The 17,904-nt window shown below is 53.1% G+C and carries 19 protein-coding genes and 1 pseudogene; 14 read left to right on the forward strand and 6 right to left on the reverse strand.

Annotation, left to right across the window (positions count from 1 at the left end):
- Nucleotides 1-8: 8 nt before the first annotated feature.
- Together ACTUHY_RS01900 and ACTUHY_RS01905 are read right to left on the reverse strand one after the other, a co-directional pair.
- Nucleotides 9-467, reverse strand: a complete 459-nt coding sequence (locus ACTUHY_RS01900) for a tripartite tricarboxylate transporter TctB family protein (protein ID WP_442826406.1) — start codon at nucleotides 465-467, stop codon at nucleotides 9-11.
- A 67-nt stretch (nucleotides 468-534) separates the two neighbouring features.
- Nucleotides 535-1,536 carry a Bug family tripartite tricarboxylate transporter substrate binding protein gene (locus ACTUHY_RS01905; RefSeq protein ID WP_442826407.1) on the reverse strand — a complete coding sequence of 334 codons (1,002 nt, stop codon included), beginning with the start codon at nucleotides 1,534-1,536 and terminating at the stop codon, nucleotides 535-537.
- Between the two features lie 226 nt (nucleotides 1,537-1,762).
- Between ACTUHY_RS01905 and ACTUHY_RS01910 the strand changes: the two genes are divergently transcribed.
- The 4 genes from ACTUHY_RS01910 to ACTUHY_RS01925 all read left to right on the forward strand — a co-directional run bounded on the left by ACTUHY_RS01910 (nucleotide 1,763) and on the right by ACTUHY_RS01925 (nucleotide 5,469).
- Nucleotides 1,763-2,842 (forward strand): glycerol dehydrogenase, encoded by a 1,080-nt coding sequence (locus tag ACTUHY_RS01910; RefSeq protein WP_442826408.1) that lies wholly within the window; start codon nucleotides 1,763-1,765, stop codon nucleotides 2,840-2,842.
- Between the two features lie 135 nt (nucleotides 2,843-2,977).
- The gene (locus ACTUHY_RS01915; protein WP_442826409.1) at nucleotides 2,978-4,348 is read left to right on the forward strand and encodes an MATE family efflux transporter; all 1,371 of its coding nucleotides are present in this window, start codon (nucleotides 2,978-2,980) and stop codon (nucleotides 4,346-4,348) included.
- Nucleotides 4,349-4,535: 187 nt separating this feature from the next.
- On the forward strand, nucleotides 4,536-5,186 hold the full coding sequence (locus ACTUHY_RS01920; protein WP_442826410.1) for a cupin domain-containing protein: 651 nt from the start codon (nucleotides 4,536-4,538) through the stop codon (nucleotides 5,184-5,186).
- Nucleotides 5,187-5,196: 10 nt separating this feature from the next.
- Nucleotides 5,197-5,469, forward strand: a complete 273-nt coding sequence (locus ACTUHY_RS01925) for a TIGR04076 family protein (RefSeq protein WP_442826411.1) — start codon at nucleotides 5,197-5,199, stop codon at nucleotides 5,467-5,469.
- A gap of 175 nt (nucleotides 5,470-5,644) precedes the next feature.
- Here the strand turns inward: ACTUHY_RS01925 and ACTUHY_RS01930 are convergent, their stop codons facing one another.
- Complete coding sequence (locus ACTUHY_RS01930; protein ID WP_442826412.1) at nucleotides 5,645-6,310, reverse strand: flavodoxin family protein; 666 nt, start codon at nucleotides 6,308-6,310, stop codon at nucleotides 5,645-5,647.
- Nucleotides 6,311-6,333: 23 nt separating this feature from the next.
- The gene (locus ACTUHY_RS01935) at nucleotides 6,334-6,543 is read right to left on the reverse strand and encodes a type II toxin-antitoxin system mRNA interferase toxin, RelE/StbE family (protein ID WP_442826413.1); all 210 of its coding nucleotides are present in this window, start codon (nucleotides 6,541-6,543) and stop codon (nucleotides 6,334-6,336) included.
- 443 nt (nucleotides 6,544-6,986) lie between these two features.
- On the opposite strand from ACTUHY_RS01935, the gene ACTUHY_RS01940 reads away from it, so the two are divergent.
- Complete coding sequence (locus tag ACTUHY_RS01940) at nucleotides 6,987-7,556, forward strand: LysE family transporter (protein ID WP_442826414.1); 570 nt, start codon at nucleotides 6,987-6,989, stop codon at nucleotides 7,554-7,556.
- A gap of 40 nt (nucleotides 7,557-7,596) precedes the next feature.
- The gene (locus tag ACTUHY_RS01945; RefSeq protein WP_442826415.1) at nucleotides 7,597-7,962 is read left to right on the forward strand and encodes an ACT domain-containing protein; all 366 of its coding nucleotides are present in this window, start codon (nucleotides 7,597-7,599) and stop codon (nucleotides 7,960-7,962) included.
- A gap of 186 nt (nucleotides 7,963-8,148) precedes the next feature.
- On the opposite strand, the gene ACTUHY_RS01950 is transcribed toward ACTUHY_RS01945, so the two are convergent.
- Nucleotides 8,149-8,292: a hypothetical protein gene (locus ACTUHY_RS01950; RefSeq protein ID WP_442826416.1), complete on the reverse strand. Its 144-nt coding sequence runs from the start codon at nucleotides 8,290-8,292 to the stop codon at nucleotides 8,149-8,151.
- 322 nt (nucleotides 8,293-8,614) lie between these two features.
- Here ACTUHY_RS01950 and ACTUHY_RS01955 point away from each other — a divergent pair, with 322 nt between their 5' ends.
- Complete coding sequence (locus tag ACTUHY_RS01955) at nucleotides 8,615-9,085, forward strand: hypothetical protein (RefSeq protein WP_442826470.1); 471 nt, start codon at nucleotides 8,615-8,617, stop codon at nucleotides 9,083-9,085.
- 6 nt (nucleotides 9,086-9,091) lie between these two features.
- Here ACTUHY_RS01955 and ACTUHY_RS01960 read toward each other — a convergent pair.
- Nucleotides 9,092-9,271, reverse strand: a pseudogene (locus ACTUHY_RS01960) (transposase); the annotation flags it as partial.
- A gap of 386 nt (nucleotides 9,272-9,657) precedes the next feature.
- Between ACTUHY_RS01960 and ACTUHY_RS01965 the strand changes: the two are divergent.
- The 7 genes from ACTUHY_RS01965 (at nucleotide 9,658) to ACTUHY_RS01995 (ending at nucleotide 17,725) form a co-directional block, all read left to right on the forward strand.
- On the forward strand, nucleotides 9,658-10,359 hold the full coding sequence (locus ACTUHY_RS01965) for an HI0074 family nucleotidyltransferase substrate-binding subunit (protein ID WP_442826417.1): 702 nt from the start codon (nucleotides 9,658-9,660) through the stop codon (nucleotides 10,357-10,359).
- Between the two features lie 296 nt (nucleotides 10,360-10,655).
- Nucleotides 10,656-10,892, forward strand: coding sequence for a FeoA family protein (locus ACTUHY_RS01970; protein WP_279002585.1), 237 nt, complete (start codon nucleotides 10,656-10,658; stop codon nucleotides 10,890-10,892).
- The gene (gene feoB, locus ACTUHY_RS01975) at nucleotides 10,885-12,966 is read left to right on the forward strand and encodes a ferrous iron transport protein B (RefSeq protein ID WP_442826418.1); all 2,082 of its coding nucleotides are present in this window, start codon (nucleotides 10,885-10,887) and stop codon (nucleotides 12,964-12,966) included. Before ACTUHY_RS01970 ends, feoB begins: the two co-directional genes overlap by 8 nt.
- A 147-nt stretch (nucleotides 12,967-13,113) precedes the next feature.
- Entirely contained in the window at nucleotides 13,114-13,332 is a 219-nt protein-coding gene (locus ACTUHY_RS01980) for a cation transporter (protein ID WP_154488071.1), read from the forward strand.
- 35 nt (nucleotides 13,333-13,367) lie between these two features.
- Nucleotides 13,368-15,278 (forward strand): heavy metal translocating P-type ATPase, encoded by a 1,911-nt coding sequence (locus tag ACTUHY_RS01985; RefSeq protein ID WP_442826464.1) that lies wholly within the window; start codon nucleotides 13,368-13,370, stop codon nucleotides 15,276-15,278.
- Nucleotides 15,279-15,420: 142 nt separating this feature from the next.
- Entirely contained in the window at nucleotides 15,421-16,347 is a 927-nt protein-coding gene (gene argC / locus ACTUHY_RS01990) for an N-acetyl-gamma-glutamyl-phosphate reductase (RefSeq protein ID WP_278675886.1), read from the forward strand.
- 133 nt (nucleotides 16,348-16,480) lie between these two features.
- The gene (locus ACTUHY_RS01995; protein ID WP_442826419.1) at nucleotides 16,481-17,725 is read left to right on the forward strand and encodes an aromatic amino acid transport family protein; all 1,245 of its coding nucleotides are present in this window, start codon (nucleotides 16,481-16,483) and stop codon (nucleotides 17,723-17,725) included.
- Nucleotides 17,726-17,904 lie beyond the last annotated feature (179 nt).

A 17,904-nucleotide genomic window follows, 5' to 3' on the forward strand; every position in this document is an offset into this window, starting at 1 on the left:
CTCGCTTCCTACAGTAGTTCTTCAATCAGCAGGCCGTCCGGCAGAGGCACGGCCAAAAACTCGCTGAAGACCACATAGATCAGGACCATCAATACCACAATGGTGATGGCCATGTATTTTTTCTCGATATGGAAAAAGTGCATCATGAAAAGGAGATAGATGATGGCAGCAGGATAGAACCCGATGAAGATCATGAGGATGAAGAAGAGGACTGATGCACCTAAGAATGTGAAGAACTGTTTCGGCAGGAAGTGGGTCCAGACTTCCGGCAGATCATTGACGATGGCGAAATGCCCATGGCAGCTGCAGGCCATTTTCACCAGCTGCATCAGGGTCAGGACGGCCAGGAGGCCGATGACGAATTTGGGATAGCTCTGTGCCGCAGGCGGCAGCTGCAGTGTTTCATAGAAAAAGAAGGCACAGAATCCCAGCATGAAGATGACGACACTGAGTTCCGATTTTTTCATAATGGTTTCCCCTCAAACAGGGGGGCTGCTCGCAAGCAGCCCCTTTGCAGATCATATGTTCAGATGGTTAGGCATCCTTGTACAGCTTGCTGACCACGTCTTTGCAGAAGGTCATCTGTTCCTGGATCAGTTTGCCCAGTTCCTTGCTGTCCATGTAGTGGAGTTCCAGGCCGGCGTTCTTATGGTCGCGGATGGTCTGTTCGTCGGTCATGGTCAGTTTGAAGGCTTTTTCATAGAATTTGATGATGTTTTCCGGGGTGCCTTTGGGAGCTACCAGGGCACGGGCGGAACCATACCATTTGTTGTAGTAGCCCAGTTCACCCAAGGTGGGGACGTCTTTATATTCATCCAGACGTTTTTCGGAGAATACGCCCAGGAGCTTCAGAGCTGCGTTGCTGCCGCGGATGAGCGGTTCCACATCGCCCAGTTTGGCGCAGGAGAAATCCACTTCGCCCTGGCGCAGAGCCAGCAGCTGGTCAGCGGTACCGCCGTAAGGCACTGCATTGTATTTGAATTTGGCCGTGGTGGAGAGCAGCTGGGCTGCCGTATGGTTGGAAGCCTGGACCCCGTTGGTGGAAGCTTTCAGTTCGCCGGGATGGGCTTTGGCGTATTCCACCAGTTCCTTCAGGCTGTTGAATTTGCTGTCTTTCCGAACGACGACTACGCCGGTTTCTTTCAGATGGTTGCAGATGGGGACGATGCTCTTGTCATTGAAAGAAGCATTCTTGGCCAGGGCCAGGGTGGTGTAAGTAGGGAGGTTGATGAAGCCGATGGTATACCCATCCGGTTTTGCCTTGGACAGTTCCGTCCAGCCGATCTTGCCGTCTGCACCGGGCTTGTTTTCGATGATCAGGGTCTTGCCGACGAATTTTTCCGCATCCTTACACAGGACCCGAGCCCCTGTATCCGTACCGGAACCTGCCTTATAGGCTACGATTACCTTGATATCCTTGGTAGGCTTCCAGTCGCCGGCCGCCTTCTGCTGTGTTTTTTTGCCACCGCCACAGGCACCTACAGCCAGGGCCAGGGCACAGATGGCGGAAGCAGCCAACCATTTCTTGAGTTTCATACAAATCTTCCTCCTTTGTAAAGAATATGTAAAATGTAAAAACTCTGTAAACCCATTGTAGCATATTTCTGAAATTCCGCCTACTGAATTTTTGGAAAAAACAGGCGATTTGCTTCCATGCACAAGGTTTTCATTATATAACTTTAAATAAATAATTATTGTTAAAAATGTTCAATCCATGATATAATCTGTATCAGAAAAAACTACATTTAAGGAGGTAACTACGATGGCAAGACTGCGTTTGATGCGGGCACCGTTGAAATATGTTCAAGGCAGCGGAGCTCTGCGGGAATTCTACGACTATTTCAAGGATCTGGGGAAGAATTGGTTGTTCATCTGTAGCCGGAGCGGTCACCGGACCTGTCATGACAAACTGGAAGAAGGCTTCGGGAGCAGCGAGACCCATCGCCATTATGAAGTGTTCGGAGGAATCTCCAGCGTGGGAGAAATCGAGAAATTCAGAAAAATGGTCCGCGCGGAGAACATCGATGTGGTGGTCGGGGTAGGGGGCGGCTCCGCCATCGATACGGCCAAAGCTACCGCTTATCATGAAGGGAAACGGGTGGTAATCATCCCTACGGTGGTGGCTACCGATGCTCCTTGTACCGGTCTTTCGGTCATCTATAACGATGACGGCTCCTTCAATTCCTATCTGTTCTATCCCAACAACCCGGACGGAGTGCTGGTAGACAGTTCCATCATCGCCCATGCTCCAGTGAAATTCTTGGTAGCTGGCATGGGGGATGCTCTGGGGACCTATTTCGAAGCCCGGGCCTGCTATCGGACCGATGCGCCCAGCCTGGAAAACGGCGGGATCACCCGGTCGGCCATGGCCCTGTGCGAGCTGTGCTACGAAAACCTGCGGAACTACGGGGCCCAGGCCAAAATGTCCGTAGAAAAACAGGTGGTGACGCCGGCTCTGGATGCTATCATCGAGACCAATGTGTACCTGTCCGGGGTAGGGGCGGATAACGGGGGCCTGGCCTGTGCCCATTCCTTCTACAATGGCATCACTTCCCTGGGCGGCCACAGTGTGCCCCATGGGAACTGCGTAGCCTTCGGTACCTTGGTCCAGCTGGTGCTGGAAGGGGTAGAAGAAGATGAGTTCCGAGATGTCCAGGGCTTCTGCAAAGAAGTGGGGCTGCCCACCACCCTGGCCGAACTGGGGATCACAACGGACGAACAGATCCGCCAGATCGCTAAAGCTGCCTGCGTGCCGGGGGAAAGCATCCACAATATGGTAGCGGATGTAACGGAAGACCAGCTCTATGCCGCCATCATCCAGGCGGATGCACTGGGGAAATAAGAGCCGCATAACGGCTCGGTCACGGGTCGCGACCCGTGACTCGCGACCGGGGGGGTGTGAATTTTTTCACACCCCTCTTTTGTGGTATAATAGAAAAAATATACGTCCGCAATCGGACAGATTGGCGGTTTCCTTATGACAGATCCATCGCCTGCAAATTCCCAAGAAGCCCAAAAGTACAAAAAGATGCTGGAATCGCCGGTGAAGCCTTTGATTGCTTCCTTGGCCCTGCCTTCCATCATCAGTATGCTGTGCACCAGCTTCTATAATATGGCTGATACGTACTTTGTGAGTAAAATCGATACCACCTCCACCGCAGCCGTAGGGGTCACCTTTGCTACCATGGCCATCATCCATGCCATCGCTTTTTTCTTCGGCATGGGCTCCGGCAATACCATTTCCCGGCTCCTGGGGGCGAAGAAGCGGGCGGAGGCAGAAACCATGGCTTCTACCAGTTTTTTCTATACGTTTTTATGCGGACTCTGCATCGCCGTCCTGGGCAATGCTTTTGCCCCGCAATTCGCTACCCTGATTGGTTCCACACCTACCATCCTGCCCTATGCAGTCCAGTATATGAGTGTGATCCTCATCGGGGCTCCGGTGATGATGTCCAGCCTGGTGATGAACAACCATCTGCGTTTCCAGGGCAGCGCCGCTTTCGGCATGGTGGGCATCACCGTGGGAGGCTTCCTGAACGTGTTCCTGGATCCTCTTTTCATCTTCAAGTTCCGTTTGGGGGTAGCCGGAGCTGCCTACGCCACCATCCTGAGCCAGTTCATCAGTTTTTGTATCCTATTTGCCATGACCCGGCGGGGCGGCAATATCCCCATCCAGATGAAGAATATCCATCCTTCTTGGCCCATCATGAAAGAAATCGTGGCTGGCGGGGCCCCTTCTCTGGTGCGTCAGGGGACTCAGAGCCTTTCTACCATTTTCCTCAATGTGGCAGCGGGAGCCTTTGGAGATGCGGCCATCGCTGCCATGTCCATCGTAACCCGGCTCAGTTTCTTTGCGGCTTCCGTGGTCATCGGGTTCGGCCAAGGATTCCAGCCGGTGTGCGGGTTCAGCTACGGGGCCCGGAAATACGGCCGGCTCCGGGAAGGATTCTGGTTCGCTGTGAAAGCGGGGACCCTGTTTTCCTTGGCAGCCGCTGCTGTGGCCATTGTTTGGGCCACTCCTATATTGGAGGAATTCCGGGATGATTCTTTGGTGATTTCCGTGGGGGCCGCCGCCCTCCGAACCCAGGCCATGACCTTCTTCCTGGTGCCCTTGACCATCCTGTCCAATATGTGCCTCCAGACTACCCGGCATACAGCAGGAGCCATGCTGGTAGCGGCCGGCCGGAGCGGGCTCTTTTTGATCCCCACCCTGCTGGTGCTGCCCCGGATCTTCGGTCTCACGGGCCTGGTATGGAGCCAGAGTGTATCCGATGTGTGCGGCTTCCTCCTGGCAGCTGTGCTGATCCACGCCTTCTTCCAGAAGATCCCGAAAAGGGATGAAAAGTAAGACAGCTGGTGTAATTGTGAAAACTTCTCACGGCTGGAGAGTGGAGACATGCAGCCAGTGAGCCAGTGGAGCTGTTGTACGGGTATGTTTTTTCAAGTGCAACAGCTCCTTTTTCGTTGTCCTTCCAACGTACTTTCTCTCATTTCCATGCTACAATACAGACAATAAAAGGAAAGCAGGTGATGGTATGGAAATGGATGCGGGCCGGGTATTCCGGATGGAAGAGACCAATCCTCCTGTGACTGGATGCACGGTTTCCCAGCAGATCGCCGGGGGTAAGAATCCTCTCTGGATCTTTTCACTGGGAGCCGGGACGGACATCAGCGCAGAAATCTATCCCTACCACAAGCTGCTGCGGGTCCAGAAGGGCCGGCTGTTCCTGACCGGCAGCCAGCAAGGCCGGGTGCTGGAAGAGGGAGAGAGCCTTCTGACTCCCACTGGCGTACCGGTGGGCATGGCAGCGGAAGAAGATACCGTCTATACGGAACTGGAAATCCAGAAGGAGGATATCATGAACAATGCAGTGAAAGCAGGAGAAGTATTCAGACTGGCAGACCTGGTGCCTTACCAGGAGGGACGGATCGTCAATATGGATGTGGTCCACAACGACAAAATGAAGTTCGTGGTCATGGCCTTTGCTGCGGGCACCGGACTCAGCGAACATGCAGCTCCGGGAGATGCCCTGATCTTTGCCCTGGATGGGGAAGGGATCATCGGCTATGAAGGCCAGGCTCATACCCTGAAAGCCGGCGAGCAGTTCCGGTTTGCCAAGAATGGACTCCATTGGGTGAAAGCGGAGAAACCCTTTAAGATGGGGCTCCTGCTGACCTTGGAATAACGGGGCAGCCATGGAGCGGCGCAGACCGAAGATCCGGATCACAGTGACGGACCGGAGAGGGATAATGGGCTGCCACCGGGGCCACCATATAGGGGAAGTCTTCGATTTCGATGAAGACCGGGGCAAGATTTGCCCCATGGCCATGCACTGCGCCTTTCCCTATATCGATATCCTCCGGTATGGAGGCCAGATTCCCGGCCAGCCCAAAGGCACCGCCGAGTTCTGCTGCAGCGATGCGGATACCATCATGGTGTTCAAGGCAGAAGTGGTGGAAGAGGAATAAAAATACGTCAGACCAGGCCCTTTTGAGCCGTCCAGAGAGCGAAAAAGCCCGCAGTCAAAAGTGATTGCGGGCCTGTTTAGTTTCCATTCCTTACATTTTATCAATAGGGTTTTTATCCTGACAAATATTGCGTCACCCGGTATTCATGGAAGGAGTAACGGGCACATCGATATGCTTAATAGGATATTTTTTCTTGCGCATCCTCAATCAGTTGTCTGCCTAATTTATAGGCGTTTTCTTCCATTTCTTTTTCATATTTGGCGTGGTAATCCCGTTTATCCTGTTCGGAAAAGATCGAGGATTCATATCGGCTGTAATCGGAGAACTGGAGCGTATTGCAGTCATAGAATCGGTATGGTTCCACTCCCAACACATTGGCGGCAGTCCATTCATAGGCAGCTAGACTTTCCTTTAGATGGAACTGTTCCATTTGTTCTTCCGTGGCATTCATGGTGTAGAGAAACGCGGAGGGCATTTTCTTTCCCAGCACGGAGGGAGTTTCACGGCTGTAAATGTACTGTGAGAAAAAGAACCGTTCCAGAAAAGCCTGCATCTGGGCTGTCAGGTTCATGAAATAGATAGGGGAACCAAAAATGACGGCATCCGCCGCTTTCACCCGTTCCAAGACCGGCGCCAAATCATCTTTGACGATGCAGGTTCCGTGTTTTTTATCCTTGCGTTTGCAGTAAAAGCAACTGACGCAGCTCTTGTAGGTAAGAGAATATAAGTTGATGATTTCGGTTTCTGCACCGGCCGCAGTCGCTCCTTCCAATGCTTTTTGGAGCATGACAGAAGTATTTCCTGAACGGCGGGGACTTCCATTGATTGCGATGATTTTCATATAAAAACATCCTTTCTGTTTTTTCAGCACAAATCACTGTGGTTTTCTGTACGGGTCAGAGTCAGTATCAGGATATTTTCATTGATTTTGTAAATCAGCAGCCACTCCGGAAGGATATGGTATTCTCGGAATTCGATTATTGCTATTATAACGTTAATTAAAGAAAATGTGAAGAAATTTACTTGATATTGCGGAACTTTATGGCAGTAAAAAAATCCTCCGGAAGGCCGCACCGTTCGGCAAGGGTCCGTGGATTACGTTGGCCCTGAAAGAAGCCAGCCGGTATTTGCATATGGGAGAGAAGAAACTTCGGAGACTGGCTCCCGAAGATCCTGTCGCGGGGTCCCTGATCTATATATGTAGAAAGCTCCAACCATCGATCCGCTGATCGGCCTAGATGGATATACCATCGCCAGCGGGATCTTTCCCACCTATCTGCAGGGACGGCAGATCGTTTCCGTACCCCTTGCTGAGCAGGAACAGATGCACATCGGGTATGTCCTCTGCAGGGAGCAGAGTCTGTCGGAGCTGGGATCCATCTATGTGAAAGCATTGAAAAAATATGCCACTCAATCTACATAGAATGAAACTATGTAAAAACATATCAAATAAGTATTACCTATAAGATCTTCCTTTGAAGTATGATGATAGCAACATTGTGAAAGGAGATTTGGGTATGCCTGGATATGTGCTTGTGAATTTTTTTGTGTATGCGTGCGTGAATGCCTTTACCCCGGGGCCGGGGAATATATTGGCTCTGAATACAGTAACCAATTACGGATGGGGAAAAGGGAAGCCACTTTTTTTTGGAATATTCATGGGATACTATGTTGTTCAGATTATCTGTGCCGTTTTCGTATATGGAGTGGGTGCATTTCTTCCCGGTGCGCTCCAAGTCATGAAGTATATTGGAGCTGCTTATATCCTTTGGCTTGCGATTCATATTGCTATCAGTAAGCCTGAGGTTAATGCAGGGCACGGAACAGCCTCTTTCTTGAAAGGATTCCTGCTTCAGTTTGTAAATATCAAAATCTATATGTTTGGAATTATAGCATTGACGGGGTTTATCACACCATACAGTAAGGCATTATGGATTCTGATCGGAGTTGAACTTCTGATTGCCACGATTGGGACGATTGCCACATCTACTTGGATTGGTGCTGGACTTCTGATACAAAAATTCTATGTCAAGCATTATCGGATGATTAATGTCATTCTGGCATTGACCTTACTGGAATGCATATAGGGTATGCTGCGCATATGAAATTTTAATAGGAGAAAAGAAAATGGAACTAAAGAAAATCGATTACAAACTGACGGTCTGTAAAGTGCCAGATGTATCCGACATCAATATGGCTGCTGATTTTTATTTCGTCGGAAAAACGGATGAAGAAGTGTCACTAGTGTGCAAGACAGAGGATACACCTGTGAAGACGGTAGAACGGGATGACGGTTGGAGAGGATTCCGCATTCAGGGTGTTCTTGATTTTTCGCTCATTGGCATCCTGTCCAAATTATCCGGGATCCTTGCCGAACATGAGATAGGCATTTTTGCGATATCCACTTACAATACAGATTATATTTTGGTCAAAGAAGAAAACTTTGCACGGGCATTGAGTGTTTTGGCTGCAGAAGGATATCACATCGTATAGTTTCCGGGTGCCAGAAGAGATTTGGTTATGCGATGAGAGAGGAGTAATATTATGTTTCGCAAGATAAGACAGTTCAAGCAGCTTTCGCCAGAGGAATGTATGGCTCCTGTTGTAAATATGCTTTCTGAAGAAAAACCGCAGGCCAATGGTCTGCGGTTTCTGTACTCGAAACGCTCACCTGTTTCGTTATGATTCTTCCATTTCAGCCAGGGCCCTGATTTCATCGTCGGAGAGACCAAGTCCTTTGGCGATTCCCTTAACCATTGATTCTGCCGCAGCTTTGTCCGCTGCTTCTTCCTGGTGTCTTTTGATTTCGTCACTTAGAATCATATATTATTGCCTCACTTTTTCCAGGCTTTTCACAAACTGGACTGACTGATCCAGGCTCCTTACAAATTCCACTCTGCTGCCTTGCCGTCCACATAGCGGAGAAAGGCAGTAATTTCCGGATCCCGTGCATTTTCACTGCCCTTGCTGTTCAGGGATAATCATGTTTCTCCGTCCGTTAATTTTATCGTGTCTTCTTTTTCACAGCAATGGGTAAAAGTATACATAGGACAGAAATGTGATGAAAAACAGGTTGTAACTTCCCGCATGATTATGATAAAATTAAAATCAATAATAATTCTTAAAAATAAGGAGGATGGACCTGATGAAAAAATGGACAATTGTGGGTCTCACAACACTTTTGACGCTGGCTGCTTCGGCCGCATTGGCATCGGTACCGCAGAAATCCCTGTACCTGGGCGGCATCGGAATTGGCAGTGAGAGCTCCTATATACGGCAGATATATGGTGCCCCTACAGAAACGGAACGGGAACATTCTGATTCCCATCCATCGGGATCGGTGGTGGAATATGAATATGGTGATGGGGTTTCCATTCATCTGGCGGAAGGAGCTGTCTATCATATGGAAGTATCTGCTAACAACGGATGGGCAACTCCGGAAGGAATCTACGTGGGAATGGACGCTTCCCTTCTGGAGGGGACCTACGGGAAACCGGACATAGTCCGTGGGGATAAAATCATCTACAGGGCGGAGGGTATGTCCGGCGTGGGCCTGATCTTTGAAATCGAAAAGGGAAAAATCGACGAAATCGAAATCGGCCCCATCCAACAGTGACGAACATCGTTTGGCCAGAGGAGTATCATCACTTTTAAAGTTACCTGACTGGTTTTCACGCCAGATAAGCCCGGCGTACTTTGCCAATGCTTCTTGAGAGTTGAAAGCTTCAATATGGCCAATTTCTGCCAGGATACCAGCGGCCATAACAGGTCCAATTCCAGGGATGGATAAAAGGCTCTGATAGGCGTTAGGATCTAACCCTCGCAAGGTCTTCTATAGGCATTTCAAGGATTTCCTCGCGGGCCCGTAGGGGGCGTAGGCCCGGCGCCCCGCCAGAACATTATCTCCGCCGGAAACTCGATAACAGCCGTAGGGGCGAACCAAGGTCGGCAAAGCCGTGCCGCCCGGTTCGCCCGCTCACGCCGGGGGGCCGTCCCGGCCGCCGGTGGGGCCTGTATCCCCGCAGGCAACGTATCCAGGGCCCCCAGCAGGAGAAAAACTGAAAAGTATGATATAATGGGCCCATGATGCTTTGGCCGAGGAGCGAGAGCCTAAAAGAGGGTAAAAATATGCAAAAAGCACTTGGAGTAAAAAAGAATAGAGAGGCTCATGATTCCAGACTTCATGGAATGACCCTGGAACAATGGAAAATTTTGTACCGGATTTTTTCTCGTTTTCAAAATGAACTCTTATGGGTAAAGCTTTTTGGATCCCGTGCCAGGGGAGATTACAAAGAAACATCGGATGTGGATCTGGCGATTGCCAGCAAAGAAGACATCCGTACCCCTATGCAGGCGGCATTGGACGAAAGCCAGTTGCCCTATACGTTTGATTTAATCGACTATACGAACCAATCCAACAAGAAACTGCAGGAATCCATTGACAGAGAAGGAATCGTGCTTTGGAAAACGAACCAGGAAGGGAGTCCGATTATGGCCAAAGAACAAATCACCTTAAAATGGGAAGAATACCATAAAGCATTGGGCAGACTGAAAATTGCCTTGCAAAAAGAGCCTGATGCAGATGGTATTTATCTGGATGCAACCATACAGCGGTTTGAATTTACCTTCGAACTGGGCTGGAAACTCCTGAAAACCATCCTGGATTTCGAAGGGGTGGAGGTGGCCAGCCCCCGGAGCGCTATCCGGGAAGCCTGGAAAATGCATCTGATCCGGGATGCGGAAAAATGGCTGGACATGCAGCAGAAACGGAACCTGACAGCCCACACCTACAACGAATCCACCGCAAAGGAAATCTATGGGATGATCAAAAACGAGTATATCGGATTGCTGGAAGCGTTGGACCAGGAGATGGAAGGGAAAGAGTTGTAAGGGATTGCAGGCCCGGCTGTTATACCTTAAATCCGTCCAAAGCCGGGATCCATTGCGGGTCCGTAGGGGGTGCAGGCCCGGCGCCCCGCCAGAACACCGTCCCCGCCGGAAACCCGATAACAACTGCAGGGGCAAATCAAGGCCGGGGCATTTGGCTTCCTTCATTCAGTGGACAATCCCTCCTGAATTGATTATAATTACAAATGCGGTTAGTCTCACGTAAGAACCACAGGCTGTCGCTACGGCGGCAGCTTTTCTTTACGCTTGAATTTACTTACAGGGGGAAACAAGAATCCATGCTTTTAAAAGATTTGCAGATCGGTGAATCTGCAGTCGTTACGAAAATCGAACTGCCGTTCCAGATCGAACGGCGGCTCCAGGCCTTGGGGATGACCCTGGGGACCCGGATCCATGTGCTGAACCGGAAGGGGAAGGGAATCATGGTGATCCTGCTCCGGGGCACCCGGTTTGCTTTGGGCTTCAATATGACCCGGAACATTACGGTGGACAAAGTAGAGGTGGACCATGACTGACATGCAGCAGCCTAAAAAGCATCTCCACGATGCCCAAAATCTTACCATCGGCTTCATCGGCAACCCCAACTGTGGAAAGACCACCCTGTTCAACGCCTTTACCGGCGCCAACCTGAAGGTGGCCAACTGGCCCGGGGTCACCGTGGAAAAGGTGGAAGGGGCTATCCGGCGCCACAACATGAACATCCATCTGGTGGACCTGCCCGGCACCTACAGCCTCACTTCCTATACCATGGAAGAAATCGTGTCCCGGGACTTCATCCTCAGCGACGAAGTGGACGTGATCATCAACGTGGTGGATGCCTCCGCCCTGGAACGGAGCCTGTACCTGAACCTCCAGCTGCTGGAGCTGGGAAAGCCGGTGGTCATGGCCCTGAACATGATGGATATCGTGGAAAAACGGGGGATGGAAATCGACCTGCACCGGCTGCCGGAAATGCTGGGGATCCCGGTGATCCCCGTTTCCGCCCGGAAGCGCCGGGGGCTGGATGTGCTGCTCCATGCGGCCATCCATCACCGGGACGCCAAACACACGGACCCTCTGATCCACGACCACAAGGCAGTAGGGGCCCATCGGCTGGACCACAAAATGTACGCCATGGTCTATTCCGACCCCATCGAAGACCGGATCGACCAATTGATTGCGGAACTGGAAGATAAATATCCGGACATCATCAATCCCCGGTGGCATGCCATCAAGCTGCTGGAACAGGACCAGGAAGTGCTGAAAAAACACCCGGTGGACCGGCCGGACATCCTGGACCAGAACTACGAAACCCGGATCATCCGGGAAAAATATGATTTCATTGAAGAAATCATCCACGAAGTGCTGCTCCACAAGGAAGAAAGCGACAAGCTGACGGACCGGCTGGACAAGGTGCTGACGGACCGGTTCTGGGGGATCCCCGTGTTCCTGCTGATCATGGCGGTGGTGTTCTTCCTGACCTTTACCGTAGGGGACTGGCTGAAGGGGTATATGGAAGACTTCATCGGCTGGTTCGGAGACGGACTGGAAGGGCTGCTCACCGCCTGGTCCGTCAGCGATGCCCTGAAATCCCTGATCATCGACGGGGTCCTGGGGGGCGTGGGGACCATTGTCACCTTCCTGCCCAATATCCTGATCCTGTTTTTGACCCTGGGTTTCCTGGAAGATTCCGGGTATATGGCCCGGGTGGCCTATGTAATGGAAGACGTGATGAGCCGTCTGGGGCTGTCGGGGAAGGCCTTCATCCCCATGCTCCTGGGCTTTGGGTGCACGGTGCCGGCTGTGATGGCATCCCGTGCCCTGGAACACAAGCGGGACCGGTACAAGGTGATGCTGGTGACGCCTTTTATGAGCTGCAACGCCCGGCTCACCATCTATATCCTGTTTGCAGAGATGTTCTTCGGCAGCCATGCCATGGTAGTGGCCTATTCCATGTACCTGATCGGCCTTTTGGTGGCCATCCTGGTGGCTCTGGTGCTCCATGGCATTGAAAAGGCCCAGCACCGCCAGACGGAAGACTTCCTGCTCATCGAGCTGCCGGAATACAAGCTGCCGGATATGCATACTGTGGGCATTTACATGTGGGAAAAGGTGAAGAGTTACCTGGAAAAGGCCGGGACCACCATTTTCGTGGCCACCATCCTGATCTGGTTCCTGCTGAACTTCGGCCCCAGTGGCTACACCACCGATGCAGGAGAAAGCTTCGGCGCCATTATGGGCCATGTGCTGGTGCCGGTGTTCCGGCCCATCGGCCTGGGCTTCTGGCAGATCTGTCTGGCTCTTCTGGCCGGGATTTCCGCCAAGGAAGTGGTGGTATCCAGCTGTGCCGTACTCTTTGGCATCACCAACGCCAGCAGCGGGGCCGGCATGGCGGAATTCGCCGCCGATCTGGAAGCCATCGGGTTTACCAGCATCAACGCAGTCTGCCTGATGATCTTCTGCCTGCTGTACGTGCCCTGTGCCGCGGCCCTGGCTACCATCCACAAGGAAAGCGGCAGCTGGAAATGGACGGCTTTTGAAGCCTTCTTCCAGCTGGCAACGGCCTGGATCGTTACCTTTGTGGCCTACCATCTGCTGAGCATTTTGTAAACAAATAAACAGTTATTGAATTATAAGCAAGAGAAAGAAGAAAAATTCCCCTTTCTCTTGCTTATTTTTTCGGTTTGTGGTATAAATAAGTCAGAAAAACAATTAAACGATTGTTTAATTGTTAGGCGAGAGCAAGGAGGAAGAATCATGAAAAAGAGTTATAAAGTGGAAGTGGACTGTGCCAATTGTGCGGCCAAGATGGAAGAAGCGGTGAAGGCCACTCCGGGAGTCCAGGATGCGGTGCTGAACTTTATGTTGCTGAAGCTGAAGGTGACCTTTGCAGAGGGGGCGGATCCGGCGGAAGTCATGGGCCGCTGCCAGGCGGCTGTGGCCAAACTGGATGACGATTGCAAGATTTACTGTTAAAGAATGGCTGAATGGATACCGGAGAGGATGGGAACATGGAACAGGAAAACAAGATTATGATCGGCCGGATCGCCGCCGCCTTTGTGCTGACGGTGGCCGGGGCCTTTCTGCCGGATGCCTGGAGCGGGGAAGGGGTGGCCCTGGAATACCGCTTTCTCCACCTGCTGCCCTATCTGGCGGCCTATCTGACCGTGGCCTGGGACATCCTGCTGAAGGCGGCGAAAAATATCCGGAAGGGCCAGGTGCTGGATGAGAACTTTCTGATGGCGGTGGCCAGCCTGGGGGCCTTTGGCCTGGGTATCTACCAGAACGGGGATTATGCGGAAGCGGTGGCGGTCATGCTGTTCTACCAGGTGGGGGAACTGTTCGAAGACTACGCCGTGGGCAAGAGCCGCCGGAACATCAGCGAACTGATGGATATCCGTCCCGACTATGCCAATGTGGAGCGGGACGGGAAACTGGTCCAAGTGGACCCGGATGATGTGGCCATCGGCACCCGGATCATCGTCCAGCCTGGAGAAAAGGTCCCCATTGACGGGCGGGTGGTCGAAGGGCATTCCAGCCTGGATACGGCGGCTCTCACCGGGGAAAGCCTGCCCCGGGAAGCGGCCCCAGGGGATGAAGTGATCAGCGGCTGCATCAACCTCAGCGGGGTGCTGGCCATAGAGACCACCAAAGAGTTCGGGGAATCCACCGTATCCAAGATCCTGGATCTGGTGGAGGACGCCAGCTCCCGGAAGGCGAAATCCGAAGTGTTCATCACCAAATTCGCCCGGGTCTATACCCCGGCGGTGTGCAGCGGGGCCCTGGCCCTGTTCCTGCTGCCCCCTCTGGTGCGGCTGGCCATGGGGATGGCGCCTCTGTGGCATATGTGGCTGTATCGGAGCCTGCTGTTTTTGGTGGTCAGTTGCCCCTGCGCCCTGGTGCTGTCCATTCCTCTCAGTTTCTTTGCGGGGATCGGGGGTGCCAGCCGGCAGGGAATCCTGATCAAGGGATCCAACTATATGGAGACCTTGGCCCATACAGCCTATGTAGTGATGGATAAGACCGGCACCCTGACCCAGGGGGTGTTCGAAGTCTCCGCGGTCCATCACAATAAATTGGAAGAACAGAAAGTGCTGGAGATGGCGGCTTTGGCAGAATGTGCCTCCAGCCATCCCATCAGCAAGAGTCTCCAGCAAGCCTACGGCAAACCCATCGACCGAAGCCGGGTGACGGATATCCAGGAATACGGGGGCAAAGGGGTGATGGCCCGGGTGGATGGCCATACCGTCGCCGCCGGAAACGCCAAACTCATGGAGATGCTCCACATCCCCTATGTGAACTGTCACATGGTGGGGACCCTGGTCCACGTGGCCATCGACGGGGCCTACCACGGGCATATCCTCATCGCTGACCGGATCAAGGACCATGGGGTGGAGGCCGTCCGGGCCTTGAAGGCCAATGGGGTGAAACAGGTGATCATGCTCACGGGGGATGAAAAACGTACGGCGGAAGCGGTGGCCCGGGAGCTGGGTATCGACGAAGTCCACAGCGAGCTGCTGCCCCAGGGGAAGGTGGAGCAGGTGGAAAATCTGATCCGCCGGAAGGATCCCAAGGAGAAAGTGGCCTTTGTAGGAGACGGGATCAACGACGCACCGGTGCTGTCCCTGGCGGATATCGGGATCGTCATGGGGGCTCTGGGCAGCGATGCGGCCATCGAGGCGGCGGATGTGGTGCTGATGGACGATGATCCCCTGAAGATCAGCAAAGCCATCCGGATCGCCCGGAAATGCGTGGGCATCGTGTACCAGAATATTGTGTTCGCCATTGGCATCAAGGTCCTCAGCCTGGTGCTGGGGGCCCTGGGCTTCATCAACATGTGGTTCGCCATCTTCGCCGATACTGGGGTGCTGATCCTCTGCGTGCTGAATTCTATGCGGTGCTTATTCAATAAAAAAGCATAAAAATGTAAAGGAACTCCGGATTGTTCCGGAGCTTCTTTGCATTTTTATGCAAAAATCTCAAAAAGTACCTGTCCCTCTCCTTCCAACTGTGCTATAATGGTCCTACTTCTAATCACAAAGTATCAGAGAATGAGGGGTGGTCATGATGTTTAAAGTGTTTATCGATGGCGGTGAAGGGACGACGGGGCTGCGGCTGGCGCAACGGCTGAAACAGCGGGATGATATCGAACTGCTGTCCATCAGCAGCGATCTGCGGAAGAACCTGGATGCCCGCCTGGAAAAGATCGACCAGGCCGACGTAGCGTTCCTGTGCCTGCCGGATGCGGCTTCCCGGGAAGTGGCCCAAGCTGCCAAAGACTGCGAAACCAAGATCATCGACACCTCTACAGCTTTCCGCTGCGACCCGGACTGGGCCTATGGATTCCCAGAATTGGGGCCCAGCTATCTCCATGCCATCCAGGAAAGCAGCCGGATCGCCAATCCGGGCTGCCATGCCACCGGTTCCATCGCTGTTCTGGCGCCCCTGGTGAAGGCCCATCTGATCCCGGCGGACGGGCTCTATACCCTGACTTCTCTGACCGGGTATTCCGGCGGGGGCAAGAAGATGATCGCTTCCTATGAGAATCTCCACGACAAAGAACTGGATGCGCCCCGGATCTATGCTTTGGGCCAGCAGCATAAACACCTGCCGGAGATCCTGAAATATGCCGGGCTGGAACAGGCCCCGATCTTCCTGCCCATCGTGGCGCCCTATTATGCGGGGATGCTGGTGACGGCAGGTTTCCAGATGCCGGCGGACCTGAGCCTGGCGGCCATCCGGAAACTGTACGCCGACTTCTTCAAGGAACAGGCCTTCATCACCGTGGTGCAGTCGGAGGAACTGCCCAAGATGCTGGGGTCCAATACCCTGGCCGGGAAAGATTCCCTGCGGATCTTCATCTGCGGTAATGAAGAACGGTTCACCGTATCCGCCCAATTCGACAACCTGGGCAAAGGGGCCAGCGGGGCAGCCATTGAAAATATGAACATCGCCATGGGACTGGACCCGGCCACGGGACTGGAACTGTGAGGAGAGGGGGCTGTTGTGCATGCAACAGCCCCTTTTCCGTTAACCTGCCTGTTCTCTCTTTCTTTGTTGTGCTACAATGGACCAGTATGCAGGTCAGCTGACTTGACAATCCATAAAGGAGAGAGAAGAAGCGATGGAATATACAGAAACGAAAGAACTGGAGGAGGCAGAGCCGGAAGAGGGGGCTTTAGAAGTCCGCCGGCTGACTTTCACGGAAGCAGTGATGTTGGTGGTGGGAGCTACCATCGGATCCGGGGTACTGGGCCTGGCTTATGCCAGCCGGAAGGCGGGCTGGCCGGTGCTCCTGACCTGGCTGCTGGTGGCAGGGTTCCTTTCGGTGGCCTCCATGCTCTATGTGGCGGAAACCGCCCTGCGTACCCGGCGGCCTCTCCAGCTTTCCGGTCTGGCGGAAAAATATGTGGGGAAGGCCGGGTCTTGGCTGATCTTCTTTTCCATAGGAGCCACCAGTTTCTGCAGCCTGATCGCTTATATCACTGGCTGCGGGAAGATCCTCAGTGCCTTTTTTGGGCTGCCGGCAGCAGAGGCCAGCCTGTTGTTTTCCATCGGGGCCACCGCTGTAGTCTGGCTGGGACTGAAGGTTACCGGGACGGCGGAAAAGTTCCTGGGCCTGGGGATGATTTTGATGCTGATCCTGTTGGTGGGAGCATCCTTTTTGTGGGCCCGGGTCCCTTTGGGAGAAATCTTGTATGCCCACTGGACCTGGGGCATCCCGGTGTTCAACATCGCGGTGTTCTGCTATGCTGTCCAATACATTGTGCCGGAACTGGCCCGGGGCTTCCAGGATCGCCCGGAAAAGCTTGTACCGGCCATCCTGGGAGGCACGGGGATTTCTTTACTGATCTTGGCCCTGGTGCCTCTGGCGGTATTCCTGATGCTGCCGGGGGCGGAAATCACCGAGGTGGCCTCCCTTTCCTGGGGACGGGCCCTGGGGCATCCACTGTTCTACCTGCTGGTGAATTTCTTTGCTTTCTGTGCCATGCTGACTTCCTTCTGGGCCATTGCAGAAAGCTTCCTGACCAACTGCATCGAACGGCTGGGCTTCAGGTCGGAACGGGATATCCGGAGCCGGGCCCTGTGCCTGGCCTTTATCGTGATCCCGCCCATCTTCCTGGCCAGCAGCGGTCTGGTGGGATTCGTCAGTGCCATTTTCAGTGCCGGGACCTTTGGGGGCATCATCATGTCCGTGCTGCCGGTATTCATGCTCCGGAACGCCCAGAAAAAAGGGGACCAGGAACCCTGCTGGCAGTGCGGCTGGCTGGCCAGTCCTTGGGCCCAATATCTGGTGCTGGCGGTGTTCCTAGGGTCCGGCATCTACGCCCTGCTGAGCATGGCGGGGATGCTGCCGAAGGGGTGGTGAAAGGGGGTGTGAAAAAATTCACACCCCAGGTCGCGGGCCTCGAGTCACGGGTCGCGAGCCTGGACGTTTAACCCGTTTGTTCTTTTTCTACAGAATGATAAGGTAATATACACTGGAATCTGCAAAACGGGATTTTCGGCCTGCCCCAATAAGCCCGCGACTCACGACCCGCGACCAAA

It is taken from the genome of Acidaminococcus nyctereutis, assembly GCF_052216985.1.
Classification (GTDB): Bacteria; Bacillota; Negativicutes; order Acidaminococcales; family Acidaminococcaceae; genus Acidaminococcus; species Acidaminococcus fermentans_A.